16 protein-coding genes are annotated in these 13,489 nt (G+C 71.5%); 10 read left to right on the top strand and 6 right to left on the bottom strand.

The features are described 5' to 3' along the window. Nucleotides 1–4 precede the first annotated feature (4 nt). The 7 genes from ABT004_RS28255 to ABT004_RS28225 are packed head-to-tail and all read left to right on the top strand — an operon-like array spanning nucleotide 5 to nucleotide 3,566. Nucleotides 5–229, top strand: coding sequence for a gas vesicle protein GvpG (locus ABT004_RS28255; RefSeq protein ID WP_351342301.1), 225 nt, complete (start codon nucleotides 5–7; stop codon nucleotides 227–229). Next, on the top strand, nucleotides 226–903 hold the full coding sequence (locus ABT004_RS28250) for a DNA primase (protein ID WP_351342299.1): 678 nt from the start codon (nucleotides 226–228) through the stop codon (nucleotides 901–903). The genes ABT004_RS28255 and ABT004_RS28250 overlap by 4 nt, the downstream gene beginning before the upstream one ends. Beyond that, on the top strand, nucleotides 890–1,969 hold the full coding sequence (locus tag ABT004_RS28245) for an SRPBCC family protein (RefSeq protein WP_351342297.1): 1,080 nt from the start codon (nucleotides 890–892) through the stop codon (nucleotides 1,967–1,969). Before ABT004_RS28250 ends, ABT004_RS28245 begins: the two co-directional genes overlap by 14 nt. After that, the gene (locus ABT004_RS28240; RefSeq protein ID WP_351342295.1) at nucleotides 1,966–2,310 is read left to right on the top strand and encodes a gas vesicle protein; all 345 of its coding nucleotides are present in this window, start codon (nucleotides 1,966–1,968) and stop codon (nucleotides 2,308–2,310) included. The genes ABT004_RS28245 and ABT004_RS28240 overlap by 4 nt, the downstream gene beginning before the upstream one ends. Further along, the gene (locus ABT004_RS28235; protein WP_351342293.1) at nucleotides 2,307–3,098 is read left to right on the top strand and encodes a GvpL/GvpF family gas vesicle protein; all 792 of its coding nucleotides are present in this window, start codon (nucleotides 2,307–2,309) and stop codon (nucleotides 3,096–3,098) included. Before ABT004_RS28240 ends, ABT004_RS28235 begins: the two co-directional genes overlap by 4 nt. Continuing rightward, nucleotides 3,095–3,292: a gas vesicle protein gene (locus ABT004_RS28230; RefSeq protein WP_351342291.1), complete on the top strand. Its 198-nt coding sequence runs from the start codon at nucleotides 3,095–3,097 to the stop codon at nucleotides 3,290–3,292. The genes ABT004_RS28235 and ABT004_RS28230 overlap by 4 nt, the downstream gene beginning before the upstream one ends. Beyond that, nucleotides 3,285–3,566, top strand: a complete 282-nt coding sequence (locus tag ABT004_RS28225; protein WP_351342290.1) for a gas vesicle protein K — start codon at nucleotides 3,285–3,287, stop codon at nucleotides 3,564–3,566. Before ABT004_RS28230 ends, ABT004_RS28225 begins: the two co-directional genes overlap by 8 nt. A 12-nt stretch (nucleotides 3,567–3,578) precedes the next feature. Here the strand turns inward: ABT004_RS28225 and ABT004_RS28220 are convergent, their stop codons facing one another. Together ABT004_RS28220 and ABT004_RS28215 are read right to left on the bottom strand one after the other, a co-directional pair. Next, nucleotides 3,579–4,400: a class I SAM-dependent methyltransferase gene (locus tag ABT004_RS28220; RefSeq protein ID WP_351342288.1), complete on the bottom strand. Its 822-nt coding sequence runs from the start codon at nucleotides 4,398–4,400 to the stop codon at nucleotides 3,579–3,581. Nucleotides 4,401–4,521: 121 nt separating this feature from the next. Next, nucleotides 4,522–6,033, bottom strand: a complete 1,512-nt coding sequence (locus tag ABT004_RS28215) for a bifunctional phosphatase PAP2/diacylglycerol kinase family protein (protein WP_351342286.1) — start codon at nucleotides 6,031–6,033, stop codon at nucleotides 4,522–4,524. A gap of 93 nt (nucleotides 6,034–6,126) precedes the next feature. On the opposite strand from ABT004_RS28215, the gene ABT004_RS28210 reads away from it, so the two are divergent. Then, a complete protein-coding gene (locus ABT004_RS28210; protein ID WP_351342284.1) occupies nucleotides 6,127–7,749 on the top strand; it encodes an ABC-F family ATP-binding cassette domain-containing protein in 1,623 nt (540 codons plus the stop codon). Nucleotides 7,750–8,035: 286 nt separating this feature from the next. Here the strand turns inward: ABT004_RS28210 and ABT004_RS28205 are convergent, their stop codons facing one another. From ABT004_RS28205 to ABT004_RS28195, 3 genes are all read right to left on the bottom strand, one after another. Beyond that, the gene (locus tag ABT004_RS28205) at nucleotides 8,036–9,073 is read right to left on the bottom strand and encodes a baeRF2 domain-containing protein (protein ID WP_351342282.1); all 1,038 of its coding nucleotides are present in this window, start codon (nucleotides 9,071–9,073) and stop codon (nucleotides 8,036–8,038) included. 44 nt (nucleotides 9,074–9,117) lie between these two features. Beyond that, complete coding sequence (locus tag ABT004_RS28200) at nucleotides 9,118–9,660, bottom strand: type 1 glutamine amidotransferase domain-containing protein (protein WP_351342280.1); 543 nt, start codon at nucleotides 9,658–9,660, stop codon at nucleotides 9,118–9,120. A 71-nt stretch (nucleotides 9,661–9,731) separates the two neighbouring features. Then, on the bottom strand, nucleotides 9,732–10,172 hold the full coding sequence (locus tag ABT004_RS28195) for a CBS domain-containing protein (protein ID WP_351342278.1): 441 nt from the start codon (nucleotides 10,170–10,172) through the stop codon (nucleotides 9,732–9,734). Nucleotides 10,173–10,578: 406 nt separating this feature from the next. Here ABT004_RS28195 and ABT004_RS28190 point away from each other — a divergent pair, with 406 nt between their 5' ends. Further along, nucleotides 10,579–11,397: an RNA polymerase sigma factor SigF gene (locus ABT004_RS28190; protein WP_351342276.1), complete on the top strand. Its 819-nt coding sequence runs from the start codon at nucleotides 10,579–10,581 to the stop codon at nucleotides 11,395–11,397. Between the two features lie 23 nt (nucleotides 11,398–11,420). Here ABT004_RS28190 and ABT004_RS28185 read toward each other — a convergent pair whose 3' ends face one another. After that, complete coding sequence (locus ABT004_RS28185; protein WP_351342274.1) at nucleotides 11,421–12,554, bottom strand: PAS domain-containing protein; 1,134 nt, start codon at nucleotides 12,552–12,554, stop codon at nucleotides 11,421–11,423. 74 nt (nucleotides 12,555–12,628) lie between these two features. On the opposite strand from ABT004_RS28185, the gene ABT004_RS28180 reads away from it, so the two are divergent. Continuing rightward, a complete protein-coding gene (locus ABT004_RS28180) occupies nucleotides 12,629–13,393 on the top strand; it encodes an ANTAR domain-containing response regulator (protein WP_351342272.1) in 765 nt (254 codons plus the stop codon). The last annotated feature ends 96 nt before the right edge of the window (nucleotides 13,394–13,489 follow it).

Here is a 13,489-nt window from a genome sequence, read left to right as displayed (position 1 = left end):
GCCCATGGGCCTCATCAGCGAAGTGCTCCTGCTGCCGCTCGCGCCGGTGCGCGGATCCATGTGGGCGATGCGGCAGGTACTCACGGAGGCCGAGCGGCAGTACTACGACCCGGCGGCCATCCGTGCCGAACTCGCCCGGCTGGAAGAGCAGTTGGTGTCGGGCGAGATCGATCAAGCGACATTCGACCGGCTCGAGGACCAGCTCCTCGACCGTATGGAGGGACGATGAATCGAGCAGCGCTCGGCCTCGCGGTAGGGGCCGGCTATTTCCTCGGGCGTACGAAGAAGATGAAACTCGCGTTCGCCGTCGGCACGATGGTCGCGGGCAAGCGGCTCAAGCTGAGCCCGCGCGCCCTGCTCGACCTGGCGAACCAGCAACTGGCGAACAACCCGCAGTTCAAGGAGATCGGCGACCAGCTCCGTGAGGACCTGCGCGGCGTCGGCAAGGCGGCGTCGGGTGCGCTGGTGGAGCGGCAGGTCGAAGGCATTGCCGGCCGGCTGCACGACCGTACGCAGGGTGTGCGCGACCAGATCGCGGGCGTCGCCCCGGACGTGGACGACGTGCGCGACGCGGGGGAGCGGGTGACCGGGAACATTCCGGGACGCCGCCGCTCCGGCGAGGACGAGCATGACGGCGAGGCCGCGTACGACGACGAGTCCTACGAGGACGCCGCGTACGAGGACGAGCAGGACGAGGCCTCCGACTCGTCTACGGACGATACGCAGACGAGGACGGCGCGGAAGCCGGCCCCCGCCAAGCGTGCCCCCGCGAAGAAGACCGCCGCCAAGCGTGCCCCCGCGAAGAAGAGCGCGGCGCAGAAGCCGCCGGCGAAGAAGACCGCCGCCAAGCGGACAGTGAGCGCCGGCTCCCGTGGCGAGAAGGGAGGACGTGACCGTGGCTGACTCCGACAACAAGAACCCGCTGAGCGGTCTCGCCCAGAGCGAGGCGGCCGACCACCTCAAGTCCGAACTGCAGGACTACCTCGCGGCGCAGACCCAGCGGCTGCTGATGGGCGCGGGCCGCAAGCTCGGCGAGACGACCGTCAAACTGAACGGCATCGCCGACGGCAGCAGCCCCGGTTTCGCCAAGCTCGCGCTCGACGGCGGCCGCAAACTCGCGGAGGGCAAGGGCCCGTTGCGCAGCGCCGTGGAACTGGGCGCCGGACGGCTCAAGGACAACGTCGTCGGCGCGTTCAAGGGCCTCGGCGGCAAGGGCAAGAGCAAGGGCGGCGCGGGCAAGAAGCCCACCGTCATCATGGAGTTCGTCGACGTCGGCGTCGATCTGCGCACCGCGTACGACCAGTGGACTCAGTACCAGGAGTTCAGCACTTTCGCGAAGGGTGTCAAGAACGCCAACCGCGCCGACGACACCACGTCCGACTGGCAGCTCAAGGTCTTCTGGTCCAACCGGAGCTGGAAGGCGCGCACCACCGAACAGGTGCCGGACGAGCGGATCCAGTGGACGTCGGAGGGCGCCAAGGGCACCACGAAGGGCGTCATCACCTTCCACAAGCTGGCCGACCGGCTCACCCGGGTGCTGATGATCATCGAGTACTACCCCAAGGGCCTGTTCGAGAAGACCGGCAACATCTGGCGCGCCCAGGGCCGCAGGGCACGTCTGGACCTCAAGCACTTCACGCGCTTCGTGACGTTCAAGGGCGAGGCGAGCGACGGCTGGCGTGGCGAGATCCAGGACGGTGAGGTCGTGCTCTCGCACGAGGACGCGATCGCCGAAGAGGAAGAGCAGGAGCGGGAGTCCGAAGACTCCGAGGAGCCCGACGAGTCCGAGGACTACGAAGACGAGGCCGACGAGACCGACGAGGAGACGGACGAAGAGGAGCCCGAGGCCGAATACGAGGAGTACGAGGACGAGGCCGACTCCGAGCCCGCCGACGAGGAGGCGGACGAGTACGAGGACGACGAGACCGAGCGGGAGCGTGAACACGCCGGGAGCGGGGCCCGCCGATGACAACGGCGAGCCGCCTCCCCGATCCCTACCAGAATGGCGGCGGGGCCAACCTCGCCGACATCCTGGAGCGCGTCCTCGACAAGGGCATCGTCATCGCGGGCGACATCCGGATCAACCTGCTCGACATCGAACTCCTCACCATCAAACTGCGCCTGATCGTCGCCTCGGTCGACAAGGCCAAGGAGATGGGCATCGACTGGTGGGAGGACGACCCGGCCCTCTCCTCGGGCGCCCGCCGCAAGGAACTCGCGAAGGAGAACGCCGAGTTGAAGCAGCGCATCGCCGAACTCGACGAACTCACCGAAGGTGAACCGGCCGAGAGGAAGAGGGGGTCGGCGTGAGCACGGACGAACCGCGCGAACCGCAAGAGCTGCGCTACGTGTACGCCGTGTGCCACCCGCTCGGCGCCCCGCTCCAGGCCGAACTCACCGGCGTGGCGGGCGCCCCGCCCCGGCAGCTCGAGCACCAGGGCCTCGTCGCGGTCGTCGGCCCCGTGCCGGAGCGGGACTTCGCCGAGGCCCCGCTCCGGTCCCACCTGGAGGACCTGGACTGGCTCACCGAGACGGCCCGCGCCCACCAGAACGTGATCGCCGCGCTCACCACGGTCACCAGCCCGCTCCCGCTGCGCCTCGCCACGGTCTTCCGTGACGACAGCGCCGTACGGCTGATGATGGAGCAGGAGGAGCGGCGCTTTCGCGCGGGCCTGGACCGCCTCGCGGGGCGCGTCGAGTGGGGCGTGAAGGTGTACGTCGAGGAGCCTGAGACCGCCGCTCCGGCAGCACCCGCGCCGGCCGCTTCCGGACGCGACTACCTGCGCCGACGCCGCGCCGAGCGCACGGCGCGCGACGACACCTGGCGGCGCGCCGAAGGTTTCGCGCAGGAGCTGCACGACGACCTGTCTCGGCACGCCGTACACACCCGCGTGCACCCGCCGCAGAACCCGGAACTCTCCCGCGTCAGCGGCATGAACGTGCTCAACGCGGCGTATCTCGTGGAGCGTTCGGGCGCGGAGGAGTTCGTGGAGCGGGTGGACGCGACGAAGGGCCGGGAGCCGGATCTGCGGGTCGAACTGACCGGACCGTGGGCGGGCTACTCGTTCACGGCGGAAGACGAGGAGGCGGACGCGTGACGGTCGTCGAACGGCGTGAGATCGCCCTGGTCGACCTCCTCGACCGGCTGCTCGCGGGCGGCGTCGTCCTCGCCGGGGACGTCACCCTGCGCATCGCCGATGTCGACCTGGTACGCATCGATCTCAACGCCCTGATCAGCTCGGTGAACGAGCAAGTGCCCTCGCCCTGGCCGGAGGTGACGAACGGTGAGTGAAGGACGCCGCATCGAACTGGACCAGGACACGGTCGAGCGCGACCTGATGAAGCTCGTCCTCACCCTCGTCGAGCTGCTGCGACAGCTCATGGAGCGGCAGGCGGTCCGCCGCTTCGACCTCGGCGATCTGACGGAGGATCAAGAGGAGCGGGTCGGGCTGACCCTGATGCTCCTGGAGGACCGCATGGAGCAGCTCCGTGAGCGCTACGGGCTGCGGCCCGAGGACCTGAACATCGACCTCGGACCGCTGGGCCCGCTGCTGCCCCGCGGCTGAACCGCCGCGCGGTCAGCGGGGTTTGCGGCAGAGGATCTCCCCGTGCAGCACGCCGAACCACGCGTCCTCGTGCGTGCCCCACTCGCGCCACGCCTGTGACACGGCGTCGAGCTGCTCGGGCGTCGCGTGCCCGCCGCCCGTCGCACGCTCGGCGTAGGCGGAGGCCAGCGTGCGGTCCGCCCACAGCCCGCTCCACCAGGCGATCTCCTCGGGCGTCGAGTAGCACCAGGTGCCGGCGGAGCACGTGAGGTCCTCCGGCGCGAAACCGGCCTTCAGGGCCCATGACTTCAGGAAGCGTCCGGCGTCCGGCTCGCCGCCGTTGTCGCGGGTGACCCGCTCGTAGAGGTCCAGCCAGTCGTCCATGGCGGGCAGCCGCGGGAACCAGGAGAACGCCGCGTAGTCGGACTCCCGTACGGCGATGATCCCGCCCGGCTTCGTCACCCGCCGCATCTCGCGCAGCGCCTGCACCGGATCGCCCACGTGCTGCAGCACCTGGTGCGCGTGCACGACGCAGAACGTGTCGTCCGGCCAGTCGAGCGCGTGCACGTCGGCCGTGGTGAAGTCGACGTTTTTCAGGCCCCGTTCGGCGGCCGTGGCGCGCGCCTGGTCCAGGATGCCCTCGGCGTGGTCGGCGCCGGTGACATGCCCGTCGGGGGCCAGCTCGGCCAGGTCCGCGGTGATGGTGCCGGGGCCGCACCCGATGTCCAGGATCTTCATGTGTGGCTTGAGCGAGTCGAGCAGGTAGGCCGCCGAGTTGGCGGCGGTGCGCCAGGTGTGCGAGCGGAGCACGGACTCGTGGTGTCCGTGGGTGTATACGGCGGTCTCCTGCGGCATGGCTCGATCCCTTCGCGTACGGCGGACCGTCGGGAGCCCCTGCCCCCGACGGTCCGATCACGGTACGCTCGCCAGCCGTATTGTGAGATACCCGTCTTGAATAATGGACTTCGGGGTCGGGTCAGAGCAGCGAGTGCGGCCGGTACACACGCAGCCCCTCGTGCTTCTTGTCCACCCACAACTCCCCGCCGCACTCGGTGACTTCACCGTCGTAGGCGAGCGGGGTGCCGGGCGCCACGCCGTCCACCCGCAGCCGGGTCAGGCGGGTCGCCGCGTGGAACGGCGAGCGGGACAGCGGGCCCGAGAGCGCCGCCGCGAGCAGCCGCAGGCCGGGCAGCCGGCCGCCGTCCACCGTGCGCACGTCGAGCAGGCCATCGGCCAGGTTCGCGCGCCGGCCCGCCGTCAAGCCCATTCGCCGGTACGTGCAGTTACCGGCGAACAGCAGCCACAACGGCCGCTGCCTGCCCTGCAGTTCAACGCTCAGCGGATGGTCGCGGCGCAGCACGTACAGCGCCGCCACGACGTCCGCGAGGCGCCCGCCGAGCCGCCCCGACCACTTCTCCCGCTCCCGCACCAGCTCCGGATAGGCGCCCAGGCTGAAGGTGTTGAGGAAGATTCCGGAACCCTGGTCGGACCTGAATCGGCCCACGTCCACGGCGACCGCGTGACCGCCCTCGACGGCACTCACCAGATCACCGGTGTCCTCGATGCCGAGGTCGTACGCGAAGTGGTTGAGGGTGCCGCCGGGCAGCACCGCGAGCGGCAGGTCGTGCCGGAGCGCCACCCGCGCGGCCGTGTTCACGGAGCCGTCGCCACCCGAGATGCCGAGCGCGCGGGCGCGCGACGCCGCCTTGTCCAGCTGCTGCTCCAGTTCCTCGCCGGTGCACTCGATGTACTCGGCGTGCGGCAGCGAGTCCCGCAGGGCCCGTACCCGCTCCGGGGTGCCCGCCCCACTGTTCACGATCATCACCAGGCCCTCGCCGCCCGGCAGCGCCGGCACATCGTCCACCAGGGGCCGGCCCGGCGCCGGTAGCTGGTCGCGGGTCGGCACCAGGCCACGTACCGCGAAGGCGGCGCCCGCGCCGAGGGCCGCGCCCGCGAGGACATCGGCGGGGAAGTGGGCGCCCGTGTAGATGCGGGACGCCGCGACCGAGAACGCCACGGGGGCGACGAGCGCGCCGAGGCCACGGGACTCCAGGGCCACGCCCGTCGCGAAGGCCGCGGCCGAGGCCGAGTGCCCGGACGGGAACGAGGTCGTGAACGGCTGCCGCTTCAGGCGGCGCACCAGCGGCACCGGGTCGAGCGCGGGCCGCGCCCGGCGCACCGAGCGCTTCCCGAGGGTGTTGATGGTGGCCGAGGCGAGCGCGAGGGATGCCACGCCGCGGACGGCGGCCCGGCGGGCGCGCGGCGACCCGGACACGGCGAGGGCCCCGCCCACCGCGAACCACAGCACACCGTGGTTCGCGGACCGGCTCAGGCGCGGCAGGATCCGCTCGGCGCCCGGCCAGCGCGCTCCCGCGGCGAACTCGAAGACGCGCAGATCGAGGGCGGCGAGCCGGTCGCGCAACGTCGGCGGCACCGGCGGTGACGTTTCAAAGGTCGGACCCGAAGAGAACGGCTTCAGCTTTGGCATGGGTCACGCCTACCCCGGCAGGTGGCCCGCACCCGACCCTGTCCGGACAATGCGTTTGCCCGTCACCCGCACGGGCGTCCAGAATGCGGGATCATGGGACATCTGGAAGCGGCACATCTTGAGTACTACCTCCCCGACGGGAGGGCGCTGCTGGGCGATGTCTCGTTCCGGGTCGGCGAGGGCGCGGTCGTCGCGCTCGTCGGGCCGAACGGAGCGGGCAAGACGACGCTGCTGCGACTGATCTCCGGCGAGCTGCGGCCGCACGGCGGCTCCGTCACGGTCGGCGGCGGGCTCGGCGTGATGCGCCAGTTCGTGGGCGCGGTCCGCGACGAGACGACCGTCCGCGACCTCCTCGTATCGGTGTCATCGCCGCGCATCCGGGAGGCGGCGAAGGCGGTCGACGAGGCCGAGCACCTGATCATGACCGTCGACGACGAGGCCGCGCAGATGTCGTACGCGCAGGCCCTCTCCGACTGGGCCGAGGCGCAGGGCTACGAGGCGGAGACCCTCTGGGACATGTGCACGATGGCCGCGCTGGGCGTGCCGTACGACAAGGCCCAGTTCCGCGAGGTGAGCACGCTCTCCGGCGGCGAGCAGAAGCGCCTCGTCCTGGAAGCCCTCCTCCGCGGCACGGACGAGGTCCTGCTCCTCGACGAGCCGGACAACTACCTGGACGTCCCCGGCAAGCGCTGGCTGGAGGAGAAGCTCCGCGAGACCCGCAAGACGGTCCTGTTCGTCTCTCACGACCGGGAGCTGCTCGCCCGCTCCGCGGAGAAGATCGTCAGCGTCGAGCCGAGCCCCGGCGGGGCCGACGCGTGGGTGCACGGCGGGGGTTTCTCGACGTACCACGAGGCGCGCCAGGAGCGTTTCGCGCGCTTCGAGGAGCTGCGGCGGCGCTGGGACGAGAAGCACGCGCAGCTGAAGAAGCTCGTGGTCAACCTGCGGCAGGCGGCCTCCGTCAGCCACGAAATGGCCTCCCGGTACGCGGCGGCGCAGACGCGCCTGCGCAAGTTCGAGGAGGCGGGGCCGCCGCCGGAGCCGCCGCGCGAGCAGGACATCACCATGCGCCTGAAGGGCGGCCGCACCGGCATCCGGGCGGTCACCTGCGAGAACCTCGAACTCACCGGCCTCATGCAGCCCTTCTCGCTGGAGGTCTTCTACGGCGAGCGGGTCGCGGTCCTCGGTTCGAACGGCTCGGGGAAGTCGCACTTCCTGCGGCTGCTCGCGGGAGACGACTCCGTGGGGCACACGGGTTTGTGGAAGCTCGGCGCGCGCGTCGTGCCAGGCCACTTCGCCCAGACCCACGCCCACCCCGAGCTCCAGGGCCGGCCGCTGCTCGACATCCTGTGGCGCGACCACGCGAAGGACAAGGGGGCGGCGATGTCGCTGCTCCGCCGGTACGAGTTGACGGCGCAGGCCGAGCAGAAGTTCGAGCGGCTGTCGGGTGGGCAGCAGGCCCGTTTCCAGATCCTGCTGCTCGAACTGGAGGGCGCGACCGCGCTGCTCCTCGACGAGCCCACGGACAACCTCGACCTGGAGTCGGCCGAGGCCCTCCAGGAGGGCCTCGAATCCTTCGACGGCACGGTCCTCGCGGTCACCCACGACCGCTGGTTCGCCCGCTCCTTCGACCGGTACCTGGTCTTCGGCTCGGACGGCCACGTCCGCGAGACACCTGAGCCGGTGTGGGACGAGCGGCGGGTGGACCGGTCCCGGTAGCTGTTGCGGCCCCCGTCGTAACGGCCTCGGGGCTCCGCCCCGGACCCCGCTGCTCAATCGCCGTAGAGGCTTGAAAGATCGCCTCAATCGCCGGGCGGGGCTTGATATGCCCACCGTCGACGGGGCCTGAAGTGCCCAACTGTCGGCGTGACTTGAGTCGAATCAAGCCCCTGCGGCGATTGAGCAGCGGGGTATGGGGCAGAGCCACAAATTCAGCCCCTCCGGCGTTTGAGGCGCGGGGTCCGGCGTTTGAGCCCCGGGAGCGTGACGCCGGGTGGGCGGAAGGTTATTCGGACCAGCGCAAGAGGGCTCCGAGGCCTCCCGCCGGTCCCGCCGAGGGGTCGGCGGGGGACACCGACAGCCCACCCGCCCCACTCGCGGCAGCACACCGCATCAGCGCATCATCCGCCCTCGCCGACACCACCTCACCCGCGCCAAGTGCCTCCGCATCCGCCCGGCGCACGCCGAGTTGGTCCGGGCCGTCGCCCACCCACACCTCACGATGCGCGTCGGACCCGTCCGAGCGGATCAGCAGCTCCGCGATCCGGTGCTCACGCGCCGCGTCCACCAACGCCGGCACACCCTCCGCCGCAGCCTCCCCCTGACCACGCGCCTCGGCGAACAGCGCCAGGTCGTGCGCGGCGCGCCGCGCCACGTGTTCCGCCCTGGCCTGCTCCAGCTCGCCGTCGAGGAGCCGGCTCCCGGCCCCGTGCCGGGCGCGGACGACCGAGCCGTGCAGGCCGGCGGGGAGCCGCTCCCGTACGGCGACGCACTCCCGGTCGTCGCCGACCAGCACCACGAGGTCGGCCCGTGTCTTGGCCTGGCAGCGCTCCAACGCCCCCGCGATCTCACCGGCGTTGTGCTCCAAGGTGTTCTCCACGCGCAACTGGGAGTGCCGCTCCGTCGACTCCCCGCGCGCGGAGCGCAGTTCGAAGTCGGCGCCGGCCCGGTCGACGTACGCGACCAGGCACAGCGGGTCCTCGCCCGCGAGGTCGAGCAGCGGCGTCGTGTGCGGCAGCGCCGCCCAGCGCGCCGACGTCTGCCCCGGCGGCGTGCTCAGCGGCGGGTCGAGGACGACCTCGCCGTCGCGTCCGAAGAAGGCCCGGCCGACGGGTTCGCGCGAGTGCCGCAGATCCTCGACCGCGGACCGCATCGCGTGACACGTCGCCTCGTCCGCCCCGGCCGCTGCAAGCGCACGCTGTACGCCCTGCGCTTCCAACGACCGCTCGTCCGGGGTGGATTCGTTGTGCCGTGACGTGTCGACGTACACGGAGGCCCAGGGGCCGGGACGATTGCACAGGGGATGGAGGAACGCGAGGTCCATGGCTGCCTCCGAAAGTCGTGGGTACGTGGGGGCGGAACGCCGCCTCAGGTGCCGCTGACCTGCTTCAGCAGCGCCGCGTCGAAGGCCTTGAGGTCGTCCGGGCGGCGGCTGGTCACCAGCACGTTCGGCCCGGCCGTGCAGACCTTCACCTGCTCGTCGACCCAGGTGCCGCCCGCGTTGCGGATGTCGGTGGCCAGGCTCGGGTACGAGGTCAGCGTGCGGTCGCGGACCACGTCCGCCTCGACCAGCGTCCACGGCGCGTGGCAGATCGCCGCGACCGGCAGGCCCCGGTCGAAGAAGTCCCGTACGAACGCGACCGCGTCGCGATCCGTGCGCAACTGGTCCGGGTTGGCCACGCCACCCGGCAGCACCAGCGCGTCGAAGCCGTCCGCCGACGACCCGAGGGACGCCACGGTCTTGTCGACCGGGAACTTGTCCGCCCTGTCGAGGTGGTCAAAGGCCTGGATCTCTCCCTGCTTGGTCGATACGAGCACGGGTTCGCCGCCCGCGTCCCGCACCGCCTGCCAGGGATCGGTCAGCTCAATCTGCTCGGTCCCCTCCGGCGCCACCAGGAACGCGATACGCATCGTCGGTCAACTCCCTTGCCGCATAGTGCTGTTCAGTGATCTCTCGGGTCGATCAGTCGATCGGTCCGGGGTCAGGTCCGCGTGCCGCTCGCCCAGCCGTCCGGATCGGCGCCGCTGATGTCGGCGAGCGCGGAGGCAGGGTCCTGCGTCAGCGCCAGATCGCCCAGGCTGACCATCCCGACCGCGCGCCCGTCCTGCACCACCGGAAGGCGGCGCACGGCGTACTCGCGCATCAGCGCGACCGCGGCGGACACGTCGTCGTCCGGTCCGATCGCCACCGGATGCGGAGTGCACACCGCCTCGGCGCTCACCGTGAGCGGATCGGCCCCGTCGGCCACGGCCCGCAGCGCGATGTCACGGTCCGTGAGCACACCCACGACCTGTGTCTCGTCCGCCACCAGTACATCCCCGATGTCCTGCGCCCGCATCAGCTGGGCGGCCTCGACCAGCGAGGCGTCGGGGCGTACCGCGACCACGCCGGGTGTCATGACTTCCCTCACCACATCGGCCATCGCAATCCGGCCTTTCCGCGTCTCGGGTGCACTGTGATTCCGGCCCCTGTACCCGACCGGCCCGGAGCCAACACCCGTCCTTTGTCCGGGTCTCGGCCAGGTCCTCGACGCGTACCCGACCGCTTCGCGGTGACACCTGGTGGTTTGCCCGAGCCGGGCCGAGCAGCGTGAACGTGCGGGCCCGGCCCGTTGAGCGCACGCTGGAGATGCCGCAGTGTTTGCGGCGATGCCTCAGGGGCAGGCGAAAGAAAGTGCTTCGGACAGGAGGCACGTCCGTGGGAGGGATACGACCGCGTCGTATCCTCTGGATCCGCAGGATCGCCCCGGGTGTGTCCGATTCGTCTTGCGGGCGCAACTCCCACGGTGACCACCGAACCCAAGGCACCTCCCAGGGAGTTCGATCCAGATGCGTACGTGTACCAGCTCACCCCGGAACCCGGTGAAGCCCGGTGGACGCCACCCGCACGACGACGCCCCCGACACCGCCGAGGCTTTCGCCCAGCTGTCCGACATGCCCGACGGGCCCGAGCGCGCCGAACTGCGCCATGACGTCGTGGAGGCATGGCTGCCGATGGCCGACCGGCTCGCCGGACGGTTCCGCAACCGCGGCGAGTCCTACGAGGATCTGCGGCAGGTGGCCGCTCTCGGCCTGGTCAAGGCCGTGGACCGATACAACCCGGAGCTCGGCAACGCCTTCGAGAGCTACGCCGTGCCCACCGTGACCGGCGAGATCAAGCGGCACTTCCGCGACCACATGTGGACCCTGCACGTGCCGCGCCGCGTCCAGGATCTGCGTAACAGGGTCCGGTTCGCGCAGCACGAGCTCTCCGCGACCATCTCGGGGCGCGCCCCGACCCTCGCGGAGATCGCCGCGCACGCCAACATGACCGAGGACGAGGCCCGTTCCGGCCTGGAAGCGCTGGAGAGCTTCACCGCGCTGTCCCTCGACGCGGAGCTGCCCGGCAGCGAGGACGGCTACTCGCTGTCCGACGCGCTCGGCGACGCCGACCCCGCGCTCGACGTCGTCGTCGACCGCGAGGCCGTCAAGCCGCGGATAGCGGAGCTGCCCGAGCGCGAGCGGGAGATCCTCTACATGCGGTTCTTCGGCGACATGACGCAGAGCCGGATCGCCGAGCAACTCGGCATCTCGCAGATGCACGTGTCCCGGCTGATCAGCCGCTGCTGCGACCGCCTGCGGGACCAGATCCTGGCGGACGCCGCGTAGCCCCCGTGCCGCGGCGTGTGGCCCTATTTCCGCATCGCCAACGCGATGTGACGGGCCATCATGTCGAGCGTCTTCGCCTCCGCCATCGAGAAGGCGAGGCGGCCCGCGGACCGGAACAGGGTGAGCACACCCTGGACCGGTTCGCCGGGCGCGGGGATCAACGGCACGCACAGAAGCGAGGTGACATCGGCGCGGACGAGCACCGGCGCCCCCGAAGCGTCGTCGCCCAGGGCCCGCAGATCCTCCGGGCGCACGAGCAGCGTCGGTGCCCCGCCGCGCGCCGCCTCGACGACGAGCGGGCTCGCGGCGGGGTCCTGCGCGGCGATGTCGCGCACGGCCTCGTCGTCCGCGCCGAGCACCTCCGTACGCTCCAGCCGCGTGGCCCCCTTGTCGGCCACCACCCAGTCCGCGAACCGGCCGTGCAGCACGTGGGCGGCGCGCCGCAGAAGTTCCGCCGGGTCGCCCACGGGGCCGCCGAGCAGCTCCCGCGCCATCGCGTCGAGCAGGTCGGTGAGCGCGGCGTGCCGGGTCGTCTCCGCGAGGTCGGGGACGGGCGCGGCGGGCCGGGCCGACGCGGGCCTGACGGTGGCGTCGTCCGCGGGCTGCAGGATCGCGAGGACCGTGGTGCGCCGCTCGGTGCCCGGACGCAGGCCCGTGAGGACCGTACGGACGGGGGCGTGCGGGTTCTGCTGCAGATGCACGATCAGGCCGCGGTCCCCCTCGCCGCGGGCCACCGCCGCGACCTGCGAACGGAACGCGGCCCGGTCGGCGTGCGCCAGGAACCCGGTCAGCGGGCGGCCCGTCGCGTATCCGGCGCGTACGCCCGTGAAGCTCGTCGCCGCGAAGTTGAGGCGGCGGACCACCGCCTCGCGGTCCACGAGCGCCACCGGCAGCGGAAGGCGCTGGAAGACGGCGCGCAGCAGCTGTTGCTCGTGCCGATCGGCCACCGCGTTGCGGCTCGGGCCCGTGCCTGTGCCCGTCGCATCGCCCTGCTGGGGTTGCGGCCACAACTTTCCTGCTACATGGTCGAGTTCGAAGAGTGCCGCGTCGAGGACGGCGGGCAGTTCCGCCGTCGACAGCGAGCGCGCGGTCTTCAGCTCCGCCACCCGGCGCACGAAGTCCGCAAGTTCTTCATCGAATTCCTCCATCTGCGCCATGCCCAGAACGTATCCCGCTCCCGCGTTTTCGGGAGCGCGGTACGGGAAGCCGAGCGACAAGGAGGCTTGAACCGATGCGACAGTACGTGCCGGCCGATCAGGACGACGACGCGGCCCAGGTCGGAAGCCATCCGGTGGCGCTGGGGCAGCGCGCCACGGGGACATCAGAAGCGGGGCTCCCCGCCCGGCGGCTCTCGGAGCTCGCCGAAGGGGCGCTCCGGTCCACCGCCGAGTGCTGCGGAGCCGTCGCTACGGCGAGTGACGGCACCGACGAGCGGCCGACGGCGGTGACCCACCCCGATCTCGCCGCGCTCGTCTCCGTGCAGGACCGCTTCGGCGACGGGCCGATACCGGCGGCCGAGGAGGGCGGTGACCCGGTCGACGCCAGTGACCTGCTGAACGACCGGCGCTGGCCCGACTACCGTGCGCTCGCCCTGGATTCCGGGGTGCGCTCCAGCGTCACCCTTCCGTTCCGCAGCGGTGGGCTCACGGTCACGCTCAGCCTGTACAGCTTCCGGGCCGGTTCCCTGGAGGCCGCGTCGCACGGGCCGATCCGCGCGCTCGGTGACCTGGCCGCGAGCTGTCTGGTGCGCGACCGGTCCTACCAGGAGGCGCTCACCGAGGTCGACCAGCTGGGTTCGGCGCTGCGGTCGCGGCCCGTGGTGGACCAGGCCTGCGGCATCGTCATGCATGTGCTGGGGTGCGCGCCGGACGACGCGTTCGGTGTGCTGCGTCGGATCTCGCAGAGGACGAACCGGAAATTGGCGGATGTCGCGTCCGCTGTCGTCGAGCGGCGGGGGCGTGGGCTGGAACGCGAGTTCACCGCGTTGGCGGAGTGACCGTCCGCGGCGCGGCCCCGGGCCGGCCACCCGCCCCCACGCCACGGGGCTCCGCCCCGGACCCCGCGCCTCAATCGCCGGCGGGGCTTGTTAGAT

The organism is Streptomyces sp. NPDC002790 (genome assembly GCF_040295505.1).
Lineage (GTDB): Bacteria > Actinomycetota > Actinomycetes > Streptomycetales > Streptomycetaceae > Streptomyces.
This window is presented reverse-complemented; position numbering and strand designations above follow the sequence as displayed.

What these genes read in the sequence shown, in the direction of transcription:
- ABT004_RS28255 (WP_351342301.1), top strand. Translation starts at nt 5, where the DNA reads ATGGGCCTCATCAGCGAAGTGCTCCTGCTGCCGCTCGCGCCGGTGCGC.
- ABT004_RS28250 (WP_351342299.1), top strand. Translation starts at nt 226, where the DNA reads ATGAATCGAGCAGCGCTCGGCCTCGCGGTAGGGGCCGGCTATTTCCTC.
- ABT004_RS28240 (WP_351342295.1), top strand. Translation starts at nt 1,966, where the DNA reads ATGACAACGGCGAGCCGCCTCCCCGATCCCTACCAGAATGGCGGCGGG.
- ABT004_RS28220 (WP_351342288.1), bottom strand. Translation starts at nt 4,400, where the DNA reads ATGCCGCAGGAGACCGCCGTATACACCCACGGACACCACGAGTCCGTG.
- ABT004_RS28215 (WP_351342286.1), bottom strand. Translation starts at nt 6,033, where the DNA reads ATGCCAAAGCTGAAGCCGTTCTCTTCGGGTCCGACCTTTGAAACGTCA.
- ABT004_RS28210 (WP_351342284.1), top strand. Translation starts at nt 6,127, where the DNA reads ATGGGACATCTGGAAGCGGCACATCTTGAGTACTACCTCCCCGACGGG.
- ABT004_RS28205 (WP_351342282.1), bottom strand. Translation starts at nt 9,073, where the DNA reads ATGGACCTCGCGTTCCTCCATCCCCTGTGCAATCGTCCCGGCCCCTGG.
- ABT004_RS28200 (WP_351342280.1), bottom strand. Translation starts at nt 9,660, where the DNA reads ATGCGTATCGCGTTCCTGGTGGCGCCGGAGGGGACCGAGCAGATTGAG.
- ABT004_RS28195 (WP_351342278.1), bottom strand. Translation starts at nt 10,172, where the DNA reads ATGGCCGATGTGGTGAGGGAAGTCATGACACCCGGCGTGGTCGCGGTA.
- ABT004_RS28190 (WP_351342276.1), top strand. Translation starts at nt 10,579, where the DNA reads ATGCGTACGTGTACCAGCTCACCCCGGAACCCGGTGAAGCCCGGTGGA.
- ABT004_RS28185 (WP_351342274.1), bottom strand. Translation starts at nt 12,554, where the DNA reads ATGGCGCAGATGGAGGAATTCGATGAAGAACTTGCGGACTTCGTGCGC.
- ABT004_RS28180 (WP_351342272.1), top strand. Translation starts at nt 12,629, where the DNA reads ATGCGACAGTACGTGCCGGCCGATCAGGACGACGACGCGGCCCAGGTC.